This is a genomic window from Streptomyces sp. SX-6 (genome assembly GCF_059089585.1).
Genome location: NZ_JBTHHU010000050.1, coordinates 1 through 20,135, shown reverse-complemented (window position 1 = coordinate 20,135; position 20,135 = coordinate 1). Strand labels below are relative to the sequence as shown.

Here is a 20,135-nt window from a genome sequence, read left to right as displayed (position 1 = left end):
GGTGGACCACCCCACTGACAGCAGGCAATTAACCGGCACTACATTGGGCAACGTTCTAACCACCTGGTTAGAACGTAAGACAGGCTTAGCGTGTCCACGCAAAAATGCTCGCATGTTGACGCTAAGCCACATCGGTTTCAGACCTTTCGCAGCAGGTCGATGCCTTGCCTGATGATCCGGCCAATGGTGTAAATCTGGCCCTGTAGTTCCTCGCGCCGTTCCCGGGCAGCCCTCCCCCGCCGGGCCGAGCGTCCGACGAGCGCTTCGGCTTGGAGTGCAGCCACATGCGGCTCGCTGACCCGATGCGCCGCGAGCCGCGCGGCATCGACTTGCATCGCGTCGAGGTCGTAGCTGACCTTGATGTCGAACCCCTGGTGTGGGGTGCCGGTACGGCGGCCGGCCAGATGCTGCCGTGCGCGCTCAGCCTCGGTCCAGGGCTCCCAAGGGCCGGCGAGATCAGGAAGGCGCATACGACGCCGGAGCGCGGTGTCGACAAGGTGTACTTGCCGCGGCCAGTTGGAGGGCCGGAGTTCGAGCAGCTCCAGGCGGACCTCTTCGGGGAGCGGGTCAGGCTCGGTGAGCCTGTACCGGGCACGCTGGAGGGCGGCCCATTCCTCTTCGGCCTTGACACTGGCGGCGGCTTGGTCTGCCAGCCAGCTGTACTCAGCTTTCGTTAGCCAGACCCAGACCGGTGTCACATTGGGCATGCGTTTTAACCACCTGGTTAGAGCGTAAGCGGAGACCCCCGGCCGTCCGGCCGGGGGTTGTCTCGTCCCTCTTAGCGCACACCGGCGGGAGAACCTGCCGGATTCTGCGCGGGCACCTTGTCACGTGCCGACGGGTCAGGGGCCGTCACGGGGGCAGCCTTTGCCGCGGACTTCTTGGCAGGGCGACCACGTGGCCGGCGCGTCGGTGCCGGGGCGTCGAGCGCCGCGAGTTCCGCCGCATCCCACCCCGCTTTCTCCGCGTCGACGTAGACACGGCCGTACTCAGGGTCCAGCGCGTCGATCTGATCCTGGATGCTGTCGATCTGCTTCTGGAGTGCCGCGCGCTTCGCAAGGATTGCGGCCAGCGGCGCGACGGCGGCCATGCGCTGTGCGTTGCGTTCTTCGGCCCGGCGGATGAACTCCGACTCATCGTGTGTGGTCATGCGCGCCATGGTAGCGGCGGACGGCCGCCCAGCCGCCGCGTGACGTATGGCCGTTGCGGCGGCCACCAGGCGAGCGGGACCACCGGCCGCCGCCCCTTCGCCGCGGCACCCCACCCCCTCCGCGCACGAGCGCGGCCCTCGTTCCGACGGAGCAAGTTATACGTTATGGTTCCCATAACGACTTGATCTTGGTGTTTGCCGACCGGGCGCGGTCGGCAAACACCAAGATTTTTGGGTCCGGTTCGAGGGCGAACCGGACCCATTTTTGGGAGGGTTGGGACATGCCGAAGCCACCGTCTGAGACGCCGCCCGTGCGCCGTCGTGAGCGACAGCCCGCCGACAAGCGACGCAACCACCGCGTGAATCTGAGACTGAATCAAGAAGAGCTTGACGACCTCACAGAAGCCGCGAACCGTGCCGGCCTCACGCCAGCGAGCTACGCCGCACGCATGGCTGTTGCCGTCGCGCGCGGCGAGCTCTACCCCATGCCGACTGGTGAAGCCGAGTTGCTGCGAGCGTTCCAGGACGCCGACGTGTCGTTGAACCGCATCGGCACGAACTGGAACCAGATTGCCCGTGAGCGGAATTCCGGTGTCGACGTGCCAGAGGGGATTTTCAATGCTGTGGGTGCACGGGTTGCCGAGGCTGCGTGGAAGCTGATGGAAGCAGGATTGGCACTCGCCGAAGCGAGGCGAAGCCGGTGATCGCGAAGGCTGCGAAACGCGGTAGCCGTACCCGCGGACTACTGGCCTATCTGTACGGACCAGGCCGCGCCAACGAGCACCAGGACCCGCACATGGTCGCGGCATGGTCAGATTTTGTGCCCGATCCCGGCCGCTCGCAGAACATGACTCTGTCGAAGCTCGCCGCGATTTTGGAACAGCCCGTGCATGCCCTGGAGGGCAAGGCTCTGCCGAAGCACGTCTACCACGTGCCGGTCAGTATCGAGGACGGGCCACGGTTGACTGACGAGCAATGGGCAGAGGTAGCACGGGACATCGTGAAGGCAGCCGGAGTCTCGGAGTGTCGGTGGATTGCCGTGCGGCACGCTGATGACCACATCCACATCCTGGCCACGCTCGCACAGCAGGACGGGAGTAAGCCCAGCATCCACAACGACGGGTTTCGGATGCGTGATGTGTGCCGGGCGTACGAGGAGCGATGGGGGTTGCAACGAACAGCCCCTGCGGACCGTACGGCGGCGCGTCGTCCAGCACGTGGAGAGACCGAGAAGGCAAGCCGTAAAGGGATGCTCGGTGCACCGCGCGATGTCCTGCGCAGGGAGGTCTATGAGGCCGTGGCGAAGTCATCGAATCCGGCGGATTTTTTCGCAGCTCTGCGCGATGCTGGGGTGATTGTTGAGGAACGCACCGGCCGTTCCGGCGAGCCGACCGGGTACAAGGTTGGGAGGCCGGAGTGGCGGACGAAGGAGGGGGATCTGATTTGGTACAGCGGTGGCCGTCTCGCCCCGGATCTATCGCTTCCCCAGATCATGCGGCGCTGGACGGGGGAGGTTGTACCCGTGGCGCCTAGGAGCCGAGTCGAGACCCTGAACCAGGCGGCCGCCGTGGCGGTACAGGCCCGGGACATGGTGGCCCTGGCAGCACGGGAAACCCCGGAGCGAACTCCTGCGGTGGTGTCGGCAGCGGCCGATTTGCTGACGGCCAATGCCCGTGCGCTGGAGGGTCGTAAGGGCGGTGCGCTCACTCAGGCCGCGGAGGCTTTCCGGACGGCCGCGCGCGAAGCGAACCGGATCCCGGCGGTACGGTCCCCGGAAGCGGACGCGATGCGCTCGCTTGCCCACTCCATTGCCAGCGGATCCCGCTTGCTCGCTCTGGCGGAGAAGGACGCCGGCCGTCAGTTGGCCGCACAGCTGGTGCTGTTGGTCGAGGCCGTCGCGCTGCTGCGCGAGGCACAGCAATCCCGGCACCAGGCCGAGGCAGCGTTGAAGGCCGCGCGGTTCATGCGCCAGCATCCCGGAATTCCCCTCCCGCCCGAACTCCAGGCGAGCACGCACACCACCACCCGAATTCGCGGCCGCGACATCGAAGTATGGGCCGAGGCCGCAGTACGCGCCGACCTGATCGCAGCGGCGGAGAGCGTGCTGGGTGACCATGCGGCTGATGTGCTCGCCGACGAGGCATGGCCTGCTCTAGCTACCACCCTGGTGAAGGTCGAGCGCGCGGGACATGACGCGCGGCGGACACTGCACAGTGCGTTCGCCGAGCGGGAGGTTGCGACCGCCGAGAGCGTCGCGCAAGTGCTGGTGTGGAGGCTCGACAATCGGTTGGAGAAATGGCAGCAGGACGCGAGCACGTCCGCTGCGACTCCTGCCCCCACGCAAGCCGCACCGCGTCGTACGCCACCGACACCTGGACAGAACCGCGGCCTAGGGCCGCGCAGCTGATGGAGGAACGGATGATGAGTGAAAGGCCCGCCTCTACTCCCGAGAGCTACCCCGATCCGATCACCGATGCAGCCCGGCACGCCAGCGCCCGGGCCATGGCCCTGTTGGCGCAGGCCGCCGAGGCCGCTGTACTGACCGAAGTCATCAGAGAAATGCGCCGGGCCCGCCGTGCTGTGGAGGAGGCCCAGGAGGAGCGGGCGCGCGCTGCTGCCGAGGAGATGCGGAGGCAGACCGACCGCGTCCGATGGGAGGGCGCGCTGGATGACGAGTGGTTGGATTCTGCGACCATCGACGAGCTGGTGATCGCTTGGGTCGCTTCGCGCTTGTATGTCCACGAGGACGCGATGGCGCATGACGCAACTCAGCGGTTGGTCACGGAGCTGACGCAGCGTGAGCCAGAAGCGATGGACCTTTTCCAGCGACTCATGGGCGCCCCCTACTCCCCCGAGGAGGCGATGAAGCAGGCCGCCGCCTGGTTCACCCGCAGCCGGGACGCGGCCGCTGAGGAGAAGAAGAGCCCGGCCGAGCGTGCAACCCAGCGCGCACGGTACGAGCTGGAGGCTGTCCCGGCCGCCGTCCCTGTCCACCAGCGGGAGGACTTGCGGGCAGCTGTCGGTGTTGCACTCCCCGATCTGACCGAGGAGATCACCGCCGAGGAGGCATGGCCTGTGCTGGCCGATGCTCTGGCCGTTGCTGAGAAGGCAGGGTTTGATCTGTCGGCGGTGCTGGCGACTGTGGCCGCTGAGCGCGAGCTGGAGAGCGCCCGGGGATTTGCGGCGGTGCTGGAATGGCGCTTGCAGCGGTACATGGAAAATCCCCCTGCCAATGCCCCCATGACCACCACAGGAGAGACGGCGGCGCCCGGAGCAGGGGCGACGGAGAGTACGACCGGAGGTTCTCCGCCGCCCACCTCATCGGCGGAGGACGAACTACGCCGGGCCATCCGGGATGTGGGCCGCAGCCGATCTCTGAAATTCCCCGGTCAGGAGTCCGAGCGCGTTGCATTCATCACCGAACGGTGGCGGATAGTCCATGCGGCCGAGGAAGGGTTGCCGGGTGCGCGGCGGGCCGCCCGCGCGTACGAGCGCGAGTTGGTGCAGATGGACCCCGAGGCCCAGGCGCTGTACCGGCAGCTCGCCCCGGCGCCGAAGCCGGACGGCGAGGAACTGACCCCTGACGAGCGGAACCAGGAACGAGCGGCACAGGCAAGCGCATTCGCCGACTACGCCCGGCGCCACGGCCTCAGTGCGAAGCAGACCGGGAGCGCGTCTGTGAGTGGAGCCGCGACCGGTGCCGACCTGCCCGAGCTGAGTGCCGGGCCCGCAGCCGGAGCCGAGCCGGCTGACGCTCCCAGCTACTCCCCCGAGGAGCTGCGCACTGCTGCCCAGCTTGTCACGGAAACGCAGTTCGGCAGCGTGAGCATGCTTCAGCGGAAAATGAAGACAGGATTCGGCAAGGCCGAGGCCATGATGGCCGAGCTGGAGCGGCACGGGATTGTCGGCCCAGGGAAGGGGGCGCGTGCACGTGCGGTGTTGATGGACTGGTCTGCGGCCGCACAGAATTTCCCGCCGCAGCTCGAGGCCGCAGCACTGGCCGCTTCCCCTGACAGCGTTGCTCATCCGATTCCGCCACAGCAGCAGACGACCCAGGCCGTCGAGACTGCCGATGCGTCCGTGCCAGCCGTGGTTGCGTCACCGGCACCTCCGGTGCCCCGTGCCGAGGGAGTGGCCGCGGAGGCCGAGACCGCGGCGCGCATGGCGCGTATGGCGGCGCCGCGGCCCGTATCCGAGGCTTTGGCGAAGCCAGCGAAGGAGGGGCGGGTGTTGGAGGGGCCGGTGTTGTCGGGAAAAGCGATCCGGCGCCAGGGGCAGGATCTGGGGAACCGCTCTTCAGGGCCTCGCCCGGGTCGGTGATTCCGTAACCTTGGTGCCGCATCGTGAATGGGCTGTGGGCGAGACCTTGTTGGTCTCGCCCACAGCCCATTCACACGCTTGCCTGTTGCTGCTATCTGCCTTCCTCCGTTGTGGGTGCGGGAGGTGCGCTGAGCGCTTCGAGAACCGCCGAGGGCACCGGGGTGACGGGCAACGTGGGCAGGGGTTCGTGATGGTCGGGGCTGCACTGTGCAAAGGGGCCGTCCGGGCCCATGAGGAGACCGAGCTGCGCGTCGAGGTAGTCGCGGAACCACACCCCCATTCCCGTGCCGGGGTTCAGCCGCAGAACCTCCCATGACGTCCACAGGGCTTGGAACCGTACGACGGCTTCCGCGTGGGCCCACCACAGGGCACACCACCGGGACATGCTGCCGCCAGCTTTCCGAGGGAGGGTGGGAATGAACCAACCTTCCACCCATTCCACGACATTGGAGAAATAGGGCTTCGGCTTCGGCTTGTCCTTCTGTTTGGACTGCGCATCCCTGGCGGCTTCGGTCGCTGTATCCGGCTGCTCGATCTGCTCTACGAGCGGCTGCGACCAGTCGACCCATTCCTCCAGTTCCACGATGCGTCGTTGTGCCGCTCGTAGCTGGGCTGCGAGGTCTTCCAGCCGGGGGCCGTCGTCTGGCCGGGGAGTGTCGTCGGTCATCGGCCCTGCCTGGCGTAGGTGGCGCGTGCCCACTCCTGAATCTGGGCTTTTGCACTGCGCTCGAGGGCGGCGATCAGCTCGCGGTCCGGGTGGTGCATGAAGTACGGCAGCAGCTGGACCTGTGCGACCCGGGTGCCGTTGGCGAGGATGAGCGCCGTGCCCTTTTTCATGGCGCGGATCTGTGCGCCCGTCATGATCTGCTCACGGCGCGGTGCGTGGGAGACCGAGATGCCGTCACGGGTGTGGGTGGTACTGCGCACCATCACCTCGTGCTGTCCGACGAGCCGGGCCAGATCCTCCGTCAACTTGGGGTCATCGATGCCGGAGCCGATGATCTTGACCGTGGCGGCGCCCCAAAGGGTGTCCATGCCGGTTTCGCCCCACACGCTCGCCCCCTGCCGGAAGCTCTGCAGAATAGTGAGGACGTTGATGCCCATGCCGCCGAGGAAGCTGTACCGGTCGGGGAGATCGGAGATCGGGCACACGTTGGCCGCCTCATCCAGGATGGCGCTCATGCCTTGGGGCAGGACGCCGCCAGCCGCTTCGGCTACCCGGGTTGCCTCGGTGAACAGCGCGTCAGCCAGAGCGGCTACCAGCGGCGCCGCGGACCCTGAGCCCTTACGGCTCATCATGTAGAACGTGCCGGTGGACTGCGCGAAGCGCCGCAGGTCCAAGCGTGCTGTGGGGCGGGTGGGTTTGGTGACCCACGCCATGATTTCCGGGTCACGCAGGCAGCCGGCGCCCGCTCGCGCTGTCTCGTAAATGCCCTCGCGCGTGTCGGCGGCACCGCCCTGGCGGGCCCGGTAGCTGCGGGCCATGTTCCGATACTTGTGCTGGTCGAGGATCTGCGCGGGTACGCCGGTGCCGGAATCGACCAGCCACCCGTAGACGTCATCGAGGCTGCGGCCGTCGAGGGCAGCGGCGAGGAGCAGTTCCGACATCAGGCCGCGGGCGGCCGGGCCCCAGATTTCCCGGGCGTTGTCGTCGCTGACGGCGGCCACGAAGTGCGCGCCCAGTCGCCCGGCGTCCTCCACGCTCTGGACGCTTTCCAGCGGATCCCACCAGAATTCCTGTGGGTGGTGGCCGATGCGCTGTGGGTCGAAGACGTGGATGGGGCCCCGAAAATGCTTGGCGCGATAGGTGGCGGTGGCCTGCCACACGTCTGCCCGGCGGCTGGTGACGATCACGCACCCGGTCGCCTCCAACGTGCGCTGAATGGCCAGGGCGGATGTCTTGTAGGACCGGGGCGCCATGATGGCCAACTCGACGTCTTCGACGGAGGACCGTAGTTCGGGGCCGTCCGGGCGGAGGGTGCCGAGCAGGGCCCCCGCGTCGGCTGGGGCGATCTCCTCCACTGGAGTGTCGGCGAGGCCCGGCCGCAGCCTTTGCGCCTGTGCGGCGAGGTGGGGCACCGTCAGGTGGGCAACGTCCTGTGCGGTGGCGAGGTATTGGGCAGGGTCGTCGGGGTCCGGGCGGCGGGCCCGGACCCGGCGGACGGCCAGGACGAGCGGCGCCAGGAGGGCGACCAGGATCAGCAGCGCGCACAGGACGACCAGCCAGGCCGGCACGCCGGGCCAGGCGGCGGCCGGGTGGCCGTGGGCGATGTCGCTCAGCAGCCCCCATCCGATGGGGGCATGCCAGCCGTGGCCGGTGACCGTCGAGGCGACGGCGCCGCCGACGCCGAGGCAGACGATCAGCAGGACAGCGCCGGCCACCACCGCGATGATGGTGTACGGCAGCCAGGGGTCATTGGGGCCGCCGCGCGGCGAGGGGGTGCTCATCAGGCCGCCCCGATTCCTGCGGCCGTCGCGGTCTGGCGAATGCCGCGGATCGCTGCATCGGTGTTGTACAGGTCGAGTTCCTTAGGGGTCAGGTGCATCTCGACGGGGATGCCGAGCCGGCCGCCGCACTTGATGAGGTATTTGCCGCGGCCGGGGTGCGGCCGGTCGGTTGCCCAGGACTCCGGCGCGCTCCAGGAGGCCACGAATTCCCGTTCTTGAGAGGTCAGTGCGCGCACCTGGTGCACGCGGCCGAGTTCCATGTCGGGCAGTGCGCCGAGGATGGTGACCGCGGACCGCTCGATGAAGCCCCTTGCTTTGGCGCGGTCGTCCTCGGTGGGCAGCGCGTCCAGGTCGGCGAGGCTGTGCGTCGTGATGATTGAGCCGACGCCCTGATGTCTGTTGAGGCGGGTGAGGCGGTCGGTACGGTCAACCAGGCCGGGGGCCGCCCTCAACGACCGCCACATTTCATCTTGGATCGTCAGGTACGGGCGGGAGTCCCCCACCGCCCGGGAGGCATCAATGAGCCCGAAACCATACGCCCAGGTGCATTGCAAGGAAGCGGCCACGACGTCGTCGCTTGCCTTGTCGAGGGCGGAGATATCGATGCTGACGGCCGGGGCGCCCATATCCACGGGTGTGGTGGTGTGCCCGTCGAAAAGCCCGCGCAGGACACCACGGCAAATGCGTTCCAGGGTGCGGACGATGCTGTTGGTCAGGTCCTCGTATTCGTGCTGGCTCCGGGCCAGAACGGCCGCGTGCATCTCCGGCCCGCCGGACTGAATGGTGTGCACGACCTCGGGAATGATGGGCTGGACGCCGGTCCGGAGGTCGAGGATGTCGAGGGCGGCGCCGAGGGCGAGTTCCTCGGAGTCGGTGATGATGCTGCCCCGGGCGCCGCGGGCGATGGTGCACAGGGCCAGCAGCAGATCGAGGCGGCGGCCGCGAATCTCCTCGCGCAGGCTCGAGGCCTTGGCGGGGTCCGTGCGCTCGAGCATCGGTACAGCCTGCCCCAAAGGGCCGCTGTCGAGGGGGTTGAGGGTGGACAGGCCGCGGCCGATGCGGACGACCTGCCCGTCCATCGCGCTCACCAAGGGCCCGTATTCGCCCTTGAGGTCGCCCAGGGACAGCACGCCCGTGCCGAAGCTGATCAGCCCGGCCGCGATCCGCTTGGAGATGGCGGACTTGCCGATGCCAGGCTCACCCAGGATGAACACACCGGGGTTGGTGATGATGTTGCGCCGGACCCAGTCGATCGGGTCCAGGGCGACCACCTCACCCCAGATCATGTGACGGCCGATCGGCACCCCCACGGCGGGGGCGCCCGAGCCAGCCGTGAACGGATACAGGCCGCACGTCTGCACCGAAGTCGCCTGGTACAGGGGCGGTTTGGCGACATGTGAGACCCGCCCTCGCCCGTTGCCAGGCCAGCCCCACGACGGCGGGGTGGGGCCCAGGTCCGGCATCGTCTCGTCTCGGGGAGGAACGCGACGAGCGGGCGGGGCCGACGATTTCAGCTTCGGCATGATCGAGCCTTCCTATTGGTCGGCCCCGTCACCAGCGGCCCCCGGCCCGCCGCAGTGGGCGGGCGGAAGGGGGCCGCAGGGGTGGACGGGCGCCGGAGGCCGGGATGTTGGGTCAGCGTCGGCGGCGGCGGGCGATATCCGGCAGGTAGATGCCGTGCGGGAGCGTCGCTGCCCAGGCCGCGGCCTGAGAGCGGACCGCGCGGCGGAGCTTGATCTTTGAGGATCCGGCGCGCTGCTCGATATCGGAGATCGCGCGCGGCAGCTCCTTCTCGTCCGTGACCGTGACGGTCACGATCATGGAGCTCAGACCGAGACCAGCGCCCATGGCCTCCTCGCGGGCAGCTTGTTCGGCTCGCTCGCGGTCAGCTGCGTCCTGCGCGGTCTCGCTGCGCTGCGTGCGGGCCCGCACTGCTGCCCGGTAGGCGGCCGCGTTGACCTCACTTTCGAGCTTGGCTGCGGCCGCTTCCGCGGGGAATGCTTCATAGGCGAGCGCGACTCTCTTGGGGTAGCGGCTGGGGCCCATGAGCGGGGCGAGAACGTCGCTGGTGACGTACTGGCGGGGCGGGGTGTCCCAGATCCAGGAGACCGAGACGCCGCTGTCGTGGTCGTAGCGGTCCTTGTACTCATGCGCCGATATAGGGGTCGTGGCACCGGGAGCCAGCAGCGCGCCCGGGTTGGACTCCTGCCGAGTCTCGGGGTGGATGGCCAGGGCGCGGGCCACTTCGCCGCGTGCGCCAGGGTCGAACGCTGCGCGGGTGATACCCGCGATCCGGGCGGCGGACGCACGGCCGAGGACGCTGACCCCGCAGGCCCCAAGGGCTGCTTGCAGGCCTCGAAGCACTCGGCCCACTTCGGCGACCGCCTCAGCGAACGACTCGGCTTTCTCGGGGGCTCGCGCCGGATCGAACGTAATGGACACGCGGGTGTCCACCGTGGCGGAAGCGGCCGGGGAGATGGCCACCAGGTCCCGCATCAACTCCCGGGCCGGAGCGGGCGCCCCGGGGGCAAGACGTTCCGCGACGTAGTCCTCGAGGGTGCTGCCGGGGTCGGGTGCGGTATCGACGGTCACCTGTACCCAGGACACGATGGGGGTGTGGCCGAGCCGGGCCAGCCAGGCGCCCCACTGGCTCACCCAGGTGTCCACCGAGGCCCGGTTGGCCAGTGCCGTGGAGATGGGGGCGACGTGCACGGTCGCTGTCAGGTGGCCGGTCTGCCGGTTCCACGACAGGCCGTAATAGCCGCCCTCACCGTCTTCGACGGACAGCGGGACGACCGGGGCCAGGACGCCGGGCAGGTCGTTGTCCTGCTCGTGCAGGGTGACCACGCCGCTGACGAATTGGTTGTGCCCGGCTTTCTGCCCGCTGTTCCACCTGGTGTTCTGCGTGAGGACGTCCAGCAGCGGAGCACCCTGCCAGCGGGCGACCGTCAGCCCGGTGACGACTATCCCGGCCGGGACGGAGATCAGCAGGAGGTGAAAGTCAACCGCTGAGCAGATGATCACCGCGACGAGCGTCACCAAGACGATCGCGGTTTGAACGGGGGTCAGGCTGCCCAGGCCGATGCCGCGTGAGCGGCGCCAGCCGCCGTACAGCCGTACCTGGTCTTGGTTGTCAGTCACTTGTCCCCTCCGGGCGGGTTGGTCATCTTGGTGGCCCCGCTCTGCGCGGCGCCCTTGACCGCTTGGGTGCCGCCGACGATGGCGATTCCGACAGGGCCGCCCGCGGCACCGGCGGCCGCGGATGTCCCTGCCGCCGCGGGTGCCGCGGCGCCGGCCGGTGCGGCGACGCCCGGGGCTGCCGCGGATACCTGCCCCGCAGCTGCGGGGGTTGGCGTGCCGGGGGCCGGTGCGGCGGTGGTCCGGGGAGCGTTCCCGGAGCCGGGGGCGCCCTGTGGTGTGGGGGCGGGTGTCGACTGAGGAGCGTTGGAGCCGGGCTGAGAGGAGGGCTCCGGCGTGGCCCCGGGCGGCGGTGTCTTGCCACCGGGGGCGCCGGACTTGCCGCCGGGGGACGGCAACGAGCGGTTGAGGAGATCGGCCTGTTGAGCCGCGCTCATGGGCGTGGCCCCGCCGCCCCGACCCGCCTTCAGCCGCAGCCCCGACGCCGCGAGGTTGGCGGCGCCGGACAGGCCGCCCCCGCCGCCGCTGTCCATAACGGACGCCGTGGCCCACGAGAAAAGCTTCATCAGGACGGGAAGGGCCAGGATCGCGAGAACCATCATGGCGAGACCGAGGAGGGCCTCTTGGCCTCCCCGCGCCTTCTCGATGAGCTTGAAAGCAGCGAAGTACACCAAACTCGCGGTCGGTTGCCAGAAAATCAGCGCGAGGCACCAGCCGATGACTTTCGGGAGCCACTGCCGCCCGAAGGGGGCGAGACTTCCCGCGGCCGCGAAGGGAAGGCAACCGGTCAAAATAACAATGCTGCCCTCACGCATCAGACCGATGACCCACTGGACGACGCCGGCAAGGAAGCCCAGCAGGCCCAGGACGATGATGCCGCCGACCACTTCGACAGGCGACATACTCATGGCCTTAGCCAGTTTGTCGCCGAATTCCCGGCCCGCGGCCTTTCCCAGGACCCAGCCGGAGAACTGACTGGACAGCTCCATGAATGCGTTCACGGTCGCTGTTCCGGCCGACGTCCAAAAGCAAAGCTTGAACAGGCCCTCGCCGAGGCTGATCAAAGGGTCCGGCTTGCCGGAGATGGTCATCTTCATGCCGATGAGCATGATTCCGGCGAGCGCGACCCCGATCGTCAGCGGGAACATGACGTCCTGAATGGCTTTAGCCACGTCGCCGTTGACGGTCTTCACGTCCGTATCGACCCACCACGTGAACGACTGTTTGACGATCCACGCGACAGCGTCCTTGAAGGCATTCGCGAGCGCCTCGATGGCGCTTTTCGCGCCCTCTTTGACGCAGCCGCCCGGGTCGGTTATGCCACAGCTCATGAGGACTTCACCCCGGGAAAGAGGGTGTAGCCGTCGGTGGAGGTCACCTGGTTGAACGGCCAGTCACCCCCGGACGGTGCACTCAGCTTCCAGTCACCGGCCACCCATTGAAGGGTCATCGGGAAATCGACGGTGATGGAGCCGCCGTTGTTGTCGGGCCCGCGCGAGAGCAGGTGAACGGTCACTTCCTGGTCGGTGGCCGGGCCGGACAGCGGCGCGTAGCCGAGGGCCTGCGAGTAAATCCGCAGCGGCTCGCCCTGCGGCAGGCCGGAGGAGGACCGGGCCTTTGCGTAGTCGGCATCCAGCTTCGAGATGAACGTGGTGGTGTCTCCGGTCATCTGCTCGCGCGCAGTCGGCCCGTATGCGTCGGGACCTGCCTGTACCGAGACCCGGGTGGCGAGGTGCACGGCGGCCATGACGGCGCCGCCCTCATCGTGGGTGAAGCCGGACGCGCGGGTGGCGGTGTGCTGCCGTGGCCCGTACTTCGCGGAGAGGGGCATTCGGGTTCCGTGGAAGTCCTCGAAGGCAAGGCCCTTCCAGTCGGCGGCGGAGTTCTCCCCCGTCGGCTTGGAGCCGGGGGTGACGACCTGTCCGCCCGGGCCGGCGCCGGAGGAGGTGCCGGGCGTTGCCGGGGAGGCCTTGGTGTCTTTCCCCCAGCCCTGCGAATAGCCGATGGCCGCCGCCGTGACACAGATGGCGACCAGGGCGCCGAGGCCGATGAGTGCGGTCCGCCCCCGGCGGCGGGGCGGCTTGGGCGCCTGGTTCCAGTCGGGGGCGACAGTTGAGCCGGAGTCCGTCATGGCTCAGCCCCCCAGGAACTGGCCCAGTAGGCCACTGGCCCCGCCGATGATGCAGATACCGGCCACCACCCACGGGAAGTCCCCGGCGGCATCCGCGGCCGTGGTCGCGCCGCGGCCGCCGCTGTTGCCCCGCAGCATCTTGATGCCGATCAGGATGCCCGCGCCGGCCGCGACCCCGTAGCCCACCCACTTGAGCATGCCGAGCAGCATGTCCCGGGTGCCGGTCATCCCCTTCGGCGCCACCGGGCCAGGGTTGGGAAGGTCATCAGCGAGCGGTATGAGCTGGTGCACGTCCTGCGCGTGCTGGATCAGGTTGATCATCGTTGTACTCCCTGAACGGTGATTGAAGCTGCGGCCGAAAGCAGGGTCCGTAGAGCGGAAGCGGCCCGAAGGACATCGCTCGGCACCGGTATGGATGTGGGATCGTCGACGTCCCGCCAGGCCGGGGCGAATGGCATCCGGACGATGCCGCGTACCTGGTCTTCGAGCAGCTTGAGCCGGGCCCGGGCCGTAGGAGGATCCGGCAGCGGCGAGTCCGCGACGACCACGAGCACCGGAGGGGCCGCGAGGACCCCGATCCGGCGGTTGTAAGTGGCGCCGCGTACGGCTTCGGTGGCCTGTCGTGTCCCGTAGGCGGTTCCGCGGCACACCAGCACCAGCGGGACCGCGCCCACGTGGAGCTGGTCAAGTCGTAGTTCCTGCGCCGCGGGGGCGAGGAGGCGAGCGGTAGTGGTGGCCCCGGAGCCGCCGTGGCAGCCCACGACGGCCACGTGGGGGACCAGCAGCGGCGCGAGTTCGCCGCCGGTGGACCGGCGCTTGAAGATGTCCACGAACGCCCCCTCTTCCCAACCTGGTTGGATTGTTGATCTTGGCAGAGACGACGGACCCTGGGAGCCCTGTTGTGTCGCTTATTCGTGTCGCTTATTCGTGTCTTACTGTACTGTCGGCTATCGATCTTTGTCACGGTGTTATCAGGAGTGGCACGTGAGCCGAGGAGGGGTGGAGGGATTCCACGCCGACCGTTTGCGCGCGCTGCGCAAGCGCCGCCGGTGGTCGCTCGCGCGGCTGGCGACCGCGGCGGACACCAACCCCAACTCGCTATCGCGCCTTGAGCAGGGAACACAGCTGCCCCCGCCGCCGCTGCTGAAGAAGCTTGCGGCCGCGCTGGAGGTGGAGCCGGGCTATCTCGCCCCTCTGCCCCCGCGGCCGACGCTGCGTCAGCTGCGGGAACGGTCCGGACTGCTCGGAACCGAGCTCGCGCGCACGCTCGGCGTGCACCAGGCCACCGTCTCGGCGACCGAGCGCGGGGTGACCCACCCCCGTGATGTCACCGCATGGGCGGCGGCCTACGGGGTCAGTGTCGCCGAGTTCGAGGCCGCATGGGAGAAGGGCCGGGCCCGGACCGCCTCACGATGACGCCGCAAAGATCACTGACCTGATATTCCCGCGCCGCCGTCGGCAGCGCGGGACGAGGGAGGGAGCAGTGGTCACGTGGGTGGATCAAAAAAAGTACATATATGGGGCGGCATCACGGTCTCACTGGTGATCCTGATGCCCCTGCTGTTCATCGCGGCCGGCGGAGGCTCCAACGGGCAGGACATCGCATACGGCTGCAACAGCGCCTTCCGCAACACCTCAGACCAGGTGAACAAAGGGCCCGACTCCAACGGCAAGCACAGCAAGTTCATCGACCTGCCGATCCAGGAAGCCGACGAGAAGTCCCAGTTCGACCCGGGAGTGCTCACCGCTTCTCCGTGGGTCTATCCGGTGCCTCCGCCGTTCAACATCGGCACCCGGTTCGGCGAGACCGGCAGCCACTGGGTCAAGGGCCACAGCGGCATCGACTTCCCCAAGGCCTACGGGACCGACGTGTTCGCCGCTGCCGACGGCGTGGTTCTGAAGATGGTCAAGTGGGGGTACGGCAACGGCGGAGCCTACGGCAACTTCCTCCTGCTGCTGCACGCCGACAACACGGTGACCCTGTACGCGCACTTGTCCGCGTTCGGGAGCATCGAAGAGGGCCAGCGGGTCAAGGCCGGCGACCTGGTTGCCAAGGTCGGCGACACCGGCAACGTCACCGGCGCCCACCTCCACTTCGAAGTCAGACCCATGATCAAGGGTCACCATCTGCCCGTGGACCCCGAGCCCTACCTGTCCAACGCCTCTGCGGTCAACGGCCGTAAAAACAAGGACAAAACGGAGGTTTACGGAAATCCCGGGTCGCGCTGCACGTACGGCGCCGGCCCCGGCGGCGCGGTCGACCTCGCAGCCCTTCCCAGCCTCGCCCGCCAGATGGCCCCCACCGTGGACCGCCTCCAGTCGAAGATATGCCCGGAGCTCCCGGCGGTGTGGGTGTACGCCGAGGTCATGGCCGAGAGCTCATGGAACCCGACGGTCTGGACCTACGACGACAACGGCGGCGCCGGCGGCTTGTACCAGATGGGCAGGGACGCCTGGATCAGTGCAGAAGGCAGCGCCAGCGGATGGCAGCCAGGCGTCAAACCCCCCGCGGATCACCCCCTGTGGAAGCCCGAGATCAACCTCGAGGCCGGCATCACCTTCGTCTGCGCCAACCTCCGGGAGATCAGCCGCTATCTCGCTGGCCACCCGGAGAAGAAAATCGGCCCCCTGGATGCCATGGCCGTCTGCCACGTCGCCGGATGCTCGCGCGTCACCGACTCCACCTCTGGATTCCCCACCCCGGGCGAGGCCGGATGCGGTGGAACCTGCGTGAGAACGATCCACGCTTACGTGGACAACATCCATAAATACGTCGCCGAGTTCGGCGGAGGTGACACCGCCACCGCAGGCAAGGCCGGGCCGATCCCCGTAGCCGTCAACATCCCCGGCCCGCCGATCCCCTACAGCGGAGGTCCCAGCGGTTGCTCCTCGAGCGACCCCACCGGAGGCCGCTGCCTCACCGCACCTACCGCCCACGGCTACGAAGAGATCATGAAAAAGTGGCCCCACTGGGCCTACCTGGGATGCCAGGCCGACCGCGACGAAGGCGGCGAACACCCCCTCGGGCGCGCGTGCGACATCGGCCCCGGCGAGCTCGGCGTACGCCCCAACCCGCCCCAGCTCAGCCAGGGATGGGCACTCGCCGGCTGGTTGCGCGCCCACGCCCAGGAGCTCCACGTGTGGTACGTGATCTGGCAGGGTCGCATCTGGTCCGTCCGCCACCCCGAAGACGTCGACGGCGGGTGGGGCAAAGCGTACGCGAACGGCCTGAACGACCCGTCAACGATCACCGGCGGCCACTATGATCATGTCCACGTCAGCTTCCTGGAATAGGAGCGCTCCCGTGCGAACCCCTTCCCCCCGCGCTCGCGGTCGCGCCCTGGCCGCTGTGACCGCCGCGGCGGTGGCCGTCTTGCTCGCCGGGTGCGGCAGCAAGCACCACGACCCGAAGCCGGCGGCCGAGTCCCATGCCCCGCCTGTCCACCAGGCCGACCCCTCGGCCCACACGCCCGGCCCGGCCCCCACGGCCACCGCCCGGATCACCGACCCCGCAGCCGTCGCCGTCGCCTACGTGACGGCCAGTCAGACCGTCACCGCCGTCGACGCCACCGCCCCGCCCCGTCGCGCCGAGGCGTACATGGCCCCCGACAACCCCGAACGCGGCCACGGCCAGCACGTATGGGACCCGCCCCCCGCCGGCACCACCCGCCAGCCTGCCAAGATCAAGACAGAGGCGACCGGACGCAAGTCCGACCGCATCGTCTACAAGGTCACCTACACCCCCGAGATCGCCCGCGACGGCAAACCCGACACCAGCAGCAGACCCGCCCCCGAGGTCACCACCTACGTGGTGTGTCAGCGCCAGAGCGACGGCCGATGGCTGGTGCTCCAGGAGTCCCCCGAACTCTCCCCCGTCGCCGACTGACCAGCACCGTGACGAAAGGGGGGCGGGGCGAGAAGACTTCCTCTCGCCCCGCCCCCTTCGCTATGCGCCCGCTCAGGCGACCTGATCAGCCCTCAGCGACCGCACCGCCGCCGCCCGGTCAACGAACACCACATCCCCCGGCACATTCAGTGAGGACGCCAACGCCACCAACGGATCGGGTGCCCCTGCACCGACCGCCCGCACCACATCAGCCGGGGGCATCTCGAACACCCGCCGCCGTGCCAGTTCCTCCCCCGCCGCCAGGCGCTCACGCGAGACCGCCGCGGCAGCCGCGATCACGTCACCCAACGTCTGCTGTCGTACGCTCATGCCCAGATCCTCCAACCAGGATCGAGGCCCCGAAGGCATGGCGCTGCAACGCCGCCGTGGGGCCGAACTATGAGGGGGTCGGGTGTCCGGCCCCCTTTCGTTGCGCCGAATCTAACTTCAAGATTCTTGAACTTCAAGAGTCACAAAGTAGTGTTGTTGGTGTGTCATGAAGTTTCGGTCTGTCAGACTCTGGAACAACTGATGTCTTGGTACACGAGACTTGTGGAGTCCCGGAGTCCCGGAGTCCCGGAGTCCGGGAGGCTTGTATGTCAAGACTCTTGAGCAGCAACAGGAAGGTTGGGCGGGATGGGACAACAAGCGGAGGTGCGGGATTGGCTTGCGCCACCACGAGACGAAGGGCCCCTAGCCGTCTCGGTCTGGGGAGGCAAGGGCGGCATCGGGAAGTCAACGGACGCGTTCCTGGCTGCGTACATGCTCGGTCAGATTGGCCCCACGCTGCTGATCAACGCCGACATGAAGCAGGATGACGGCGGGGTCACGGAGCTGACGCAGTCCCTCAAGGTGCCAGCGCCGTACGAGCTTGTCGAGACTGACAGCGTGGCGGAGCTCGCGAGCATCCGGCAGCTCAGGCAGTACCGATACGTCGTCACCGACAACGCCCCTCACCGCGACGAGAAGAAGCTGAAGGAGGCTGCAAAGGCTGATCTGACCATCGTGCCGGCACCGCCGAGGCGACTGGACTCCAAGGCCGTCATGGCGAGCACCAGGCAATACCTTGCGGGGACCAACTTCCGCATCCACGTGACGATGGTCAAGCACACCGACAAGTCGCGTGCCCGAGCGATGAAGAACGCTATGGGAGACCTCGGCATCCCTGTCTTCGGCGGATGGATGCGCGTCTACAACGCCCACGAGAACCTGAACGGGTTGCCAGTCTTCCTCAACGCCGCAGACGACGAGCAGGCCGAGAAGGCAGCCGAAGACGCGTACCTGTTCGGCAACGAGATCCTGTCAGTGCTCGGCGAGCCGTTCACCGTGCCGCAGATAAGGGCCGCCGAATGACCAAGCCACCCGCCAACTTCAGCGACCTTTTCAACGAGAGTGCAGCAAAGCTTGCCGCAGCCAAGGGGCAGGCAAGGAAGCCCGAGAAGGTACGGCCGAAGTACGCCCAGATCCGGGCGGATCAGTGGACCGACTTGGACGAGCTAGCGCGTGACCTCATGGACGGGCGCGCTGTCAAGGGGCGACGGATCACGGCCAACAGTCTTATCCGTGTGGCCATCGATGCTCTGCTGGCCAGCCGGGACACCCTCACCGGTGATGACGAGGACCAGATCCGCGCCCACTACCTCAAGACGCTCGGAATCCAAGAGAGCGAAACAGTGGAAGTTCAAGAGTCTTGATCTCTTGAAAAAGCGGCCCCGGACCGCCTTCCACAGAGACCCGGGGCCACCACCATTCGAGGAGCGAACTCCCCCTATGCACGACAACAGTAAGGCCGCCGTGGAGCGGACGTGTGCACTCCGGTTGCGCGATGTCTTGATGGCGTCGGGCGGTGGCCAGTGAACCTCACCCCGGATCTCACCAGCCCGGTGCCCATGTGGCACCTTGTTGCCGTCTCGTGCCTGCTGGTCGTCGCGGCCGTGGTCCTGCCGTACATCATCGGCCGCAGAACCGCGGCTACGACCGTGTCAGCCCCGACCAAGGAACGGCGCAAGTTCAGCGCCGGCACCCTTTCTGCCGTCGCCGCCTTCATTGTCTGCACCTCTGTCAGCTTGAACACGAGCTACCGATTTACCCTGGACGGTCTCAACATGACCGGGGCGACCGAGCGTGCGTTGGCGTGTGCGGCTTTTGAAACTTTGATTGCGATGTGCGTCCTAGGCGCTCGCGAACGTCTCGCCGGGAAAGAGCGCTCAACCGGTTGGTACGGATCCGCCGTGTGGATCCTGGCAGCCCTCTCCGCTGTCCCCGCGTGGCACGAGGGCGGCGGACTCACGCCCGGAACGATAGTCCGGATCATCATCGGCTCGTTCGGCAGCGCGATCTCCGCACACTCCGCCCTCGGGCTCGAGCTCCGGCACCGCGACGGCTCCGAATCGCAATCGGCGATGGCCCAGGTGATCCGGGAGGTACGCGAGCGGCTGATGGCTCGATGGGGACTGACTACCCCGAGCCGGTCGGCTCTGGAAATCGCCCAAGACCGCGCGCTGTCCCATGCCCTCGATCTCGCCATTAAGTACGAGCAACTTCCGGAGAAGCACCGGCAGAAGAAGGGCCCCAAGCTGGACGCGAAGCAGGCCAAGGAGCTGGACAAGGCCGGCTGCGCCACCAACCCGGCCCGGCGCGAGGAGTTCCGTCGTCGCCTGGCGCTCCTCCAGTCTCCCGCCGAGCTGCGCGAGAAGGCTCTGACGTCGCCGTGGCAGGAATCCGGGACGCCGGAGGAGATGCGGGCGGAGGCCGCAGAGGTGCGGGAGGTCGCGCGCCTTGTGCGGGAAGCGGCCGAGACGGAGGCGGAGGCCGCGCAGGAGGCTGCACGCCTTGTGCGGGAGGAAGCAGAAGCCGAGTTGGAGGCCGCGCGGGAGTGTGCGGCGCAGGTGGTCACCGAGGCGGAGCGTGTGCGGGAAGCGGCCGAGGCGGAGGCGGAGGCCGCGCGGGAGTGTGCGGCGCAGGTGGTCACCGAGGCGGAGCGTGTGCGGGAAGCGGCCGAGGCGGAGGCCGCGAGCAAGCGTCAGGCCGCAGACGACGCGGAGGCTGCGCGGCAGGCTGTG

At 68.1% G+C, this 20,135-nt stretch carries 19 protein-coding genes and 1 pseudogene; 9 read left to right on the top strand and 11 right to left on the bottom strand.

Annotated features, from left to right (window positions below; all coding sequences use genetic code 11):
- Window positions 1–137: 137 nt before the first annotated feature.
- Window positions 138–707, bottom strand: a complete 570-nt coding sequence (locus ACV530_RS34600; protein WP_494336677.1) for a hypothetical protein — start codon at window positions 705–707, stop codon at window positions 138–140.
- 71 nt (window positions 708–778) lie between these two features.
- Window positions 779–1,150: a hypothetical protein gene (locus ACV530_RS34595; RefSeq protein WP_494336676.1), complete on the bottom strand. Its 372-nt coding sequence runs from the start codon at window positions 1,148–1,150 to the stop codon at window positions 779–781.
- A 281-nt stretch (window positions 1,151–1,431) separates the two neighbouring features.
- Here ACV530_RS34595 and ACV530_RS34590 point away from each other — a divergent pair, with 281 nt between their 5' ends.
- The 3 genes from ACV530_RS34590 to ACV530_RS34580 are packed head-to-tail and all read left to right on the top strand — an operon-like array spanning window position 1,432 to window position 5,470.
- On the top strand, window positions 1,432–1,854 hold the full coding sequence (locus tag ACV530_RS34590) for a plasmid mobilization protein (protein ID WP_494336675.1): 423 nt from the start codon (window positions 1,432–1,434) through the stop codon (window positions 1,852–1,854).
- Window positions 1,851–3,557 (top strand): relaxase/mobilization nuclease domain-containing protein, encoded by a 1,707-nt coding sequence (locus ACV530_RS34585; protein ID WP_494336674.1) that lies wholly within the window; start codon window positions 1,851–1,853, stop codon window positions 3,555–3,557. Before ACV530_RS34590 ends, ACV530_RS34585 begins: the two co-directional genes overlap by 4 nt.
- Window positions 3,557–5,470 (top strand): DNA translocase FtsK, encoded by a 1,914-nt coding sequence (locus tag ACV530_RS34580; protein ID WP_494336673.1) that lies wholly within the window; start codon window positions 3,557–3,559, stop codon window positions 5,468–5,470. The genes ACV530_RS34585 and ACV530_RS34580 overlap by 1 nt, the downstream gene beginning before the upstream one ends.
- Window positions 5,471–5,561: 91 nt before the next feature.
- On the opposite strand, the gene ACV530_RS34575 is transcribed toward ACV530_RS34580, so the two are convergent.
- The 8 genes from ACV530_RS34575 to ACV530_RS34540 form a co-directional block, all read right to left on the bottom strand.
- On the bottom strand, window positions 5,562–6,137 hold the full coding sequence (locus tag ACV530_RS34575) for a DUF4913 domain-containing protein (protein ID WP_494336672.1): 576 nt from the start codon (window positions 6,135–6,137) through the stop codon (window positions 5,562–5,564).
- Complete coding sequence (locus ACV530_RS34570) at window positions 6,134–7,918, bottom strand: type IV secretory system conjugative DNA transfer family protein (RefSeq protein WP_494336671.1); 1,785 nt, start codon at window positions 7,916–7,918, stop codon at window positions 6,134–6,136. The genes ACV530_RS34575 and ACV530_RS34570 overlap by 4 nt, the downstream gene beginning before the upstream one ends.
- A complete protein-coding gene (locus tag ACV530_RS34565) occupies window positions 7,918–9,204 on the bottom strand; it encodes a putative type IV secretion/conjugal transfer ATPase (protein ID WP_494336670.1) in 1,287 nt (428 codons plus the stop codon). Before ACV530_RS34565 ends, ACV530_RS34570 begins: the two co-directional genes overlap by 1 nt.
- A gap of 349 nt (window positions 9,205–9,553) precedes the next feature.
- Window positions 9,554–11,059, bottom strand: a complete 1,506-nt coding sequence (locus tag ACV530_RS34560) for an SCO6880 family protein (RefSeq protein ID WP_494336669.1) — start codon at window positions 11,057–11,059, stop codon at window positions 9,554–9,556.
- Complete coding sequence (locus tag ACV530_RS34555) at window positions 11,056–12,387, bottom strand: hypothetical protein (RefSeq protein WP_494336668.1); 1,332 nt, start codon at window positions 12,385–12,387, stop codon at window positions 11,056–11,058. Before ACV530_RS34555 ends, ACV530_RS34560 begins: the two co-directional genes overlap by 4 nt.
- Window positions 12,384–13,187: a DUF8175 domain-containg protein gene (locus tag ACV530_RS34550; protein WP_494336667.1), complete on the bottom strand. Its 804-nt coding sequence runs from the start codon at window positions 13,185–13,187 to the stop codon at window positions 12,384–12,386. Before ACV530_RS34550 ends, ACV530_RS34555 begins: the two co-directional genes overlap by 4 nt.
- 3 nt (window positions 13,188–13,190) lie before the next feature.
- On the bottom strand, window positions 13,191–13,508 hold the full coding sequence (locus tag ACV530_RS34545; protein ID WP_494336666.1) for a hypothetical protein: 318 nt from the start codon (window positions 13,506–13,508) through the stop codon (window positions 13,191–13,193).
- On the bottom strand, window positions 13,505–14,017 hold the full coding sequence (locus ACV530_RS34540; RefSeq protein WP_494336665.1) for a hypothetical protein: 513 nt from the start codon (window positions 14,015–14,017) through the stop codon (window positions 13,505–13,507). The genes ACV530_RS34545 and ACV530_RS34540 overlap by 4 nt, the downstream gene beginning before the upstream one ends.
- 154 nt (window positions 14,018–14,171) lie before the next feature.
- Between ACV530_RS34540 and ACV530_RS34535 the strand changes: the two genes are divergently transcribed.
- From ACV530_RS34535 to ACV530_RS34525, 3 genes are all read left to right on the top strand, one after another.
- Window positions 14,172–14,603 carry a helix-turn-helix domain-containing protein gene (locus tag ACV530_RS34535; protein WP_494336664.1) on the top strand — a complete coding sequence of 144 codons (432 nt, stop codon included), beginning with the start codon at window positions 14,172–14,174 and terminating at the stop codon, window positions 14,601–14,603.
- A 135-nt stretch (window positions 14,604–14,738) separates the two neighbouring features.
- Window positions 14,739–16,481 carry a M23 family metallopeptidase gene (locus ACV530_RS34530; RefSeq protein ID WP_494336704.1) on the top strand — a complete coding sequence of 581 codons (1,743 nt, stop codon included), beginning with the start codon at window positions 14,739–14,741 and terminating at the stop codon, window positions 16,479–16,481.
- Window positions 16,482–16,491: 10 nt separating this feature from the next.
- Window positions 16,492–17,073: a hypothetical protein gene (locus tag ACV530_RS34525; protein ID WP_494336663.1), complete on the top strand. Its 582-nt coding sequence runs from the start codon at window positions 16,492–16,494 to the stop codon at window positions 17,071–17,073.
- Window positions 17,074–17,145: 72 nt separating this feature from the next.
- Here the strand turns inward: ACV530_RS34525 and ACV530_RS34520 are convergent, their stop codons facing one another.
- Entirely contained in the window at window positions 17,146–17,403 is a 258-nt protein-coding gene (locus ACV530_RS34520; RefSeq protein WP_494336662.1) for a hypothetical protein, read from the bottom strand.
- Between the two features lie 306 nt (window positions 17,404–17,709).
- On the opposite strand from ACV530_RS34520, the gene ACV530_RS34515 reads away from it, so the two are divergent.
- From ACV530_RS34515 to ACV530_RS34505, 3 genes and pseudogenes are all read left to right on the top strand, one after another.
- Complete coding sequence (locus ACV530_RS34515; protein ID WP_494336661.1) at window positions 17,710–18,426, top strand: P-loop NTPase family protein; 717 nt, start codon at window positions 17,710–17,712, stop codon at window positions 18,424–18,426.
- Window positions 18,423–18,767, top strand: coding sequence for a hypothetical protein (locus ACV530_RS34510; protein WP_494336660.1), 345 nt, complete (start codon window positions 18,423–18,425; stop codon window positions 18,765–18,767). Before ACV530_RS34515 ends, ACV530_RS34510 begins: the two co-directional genes overlap by 4 nt.
- Window positions 18,768–18,926: 159 nt before the next feature.
- A pseudogene (locus ACV530_RS34505) lies at window positions 18,927–20,135 on the top strand (hypothetical protein); the annotation flags it as partial.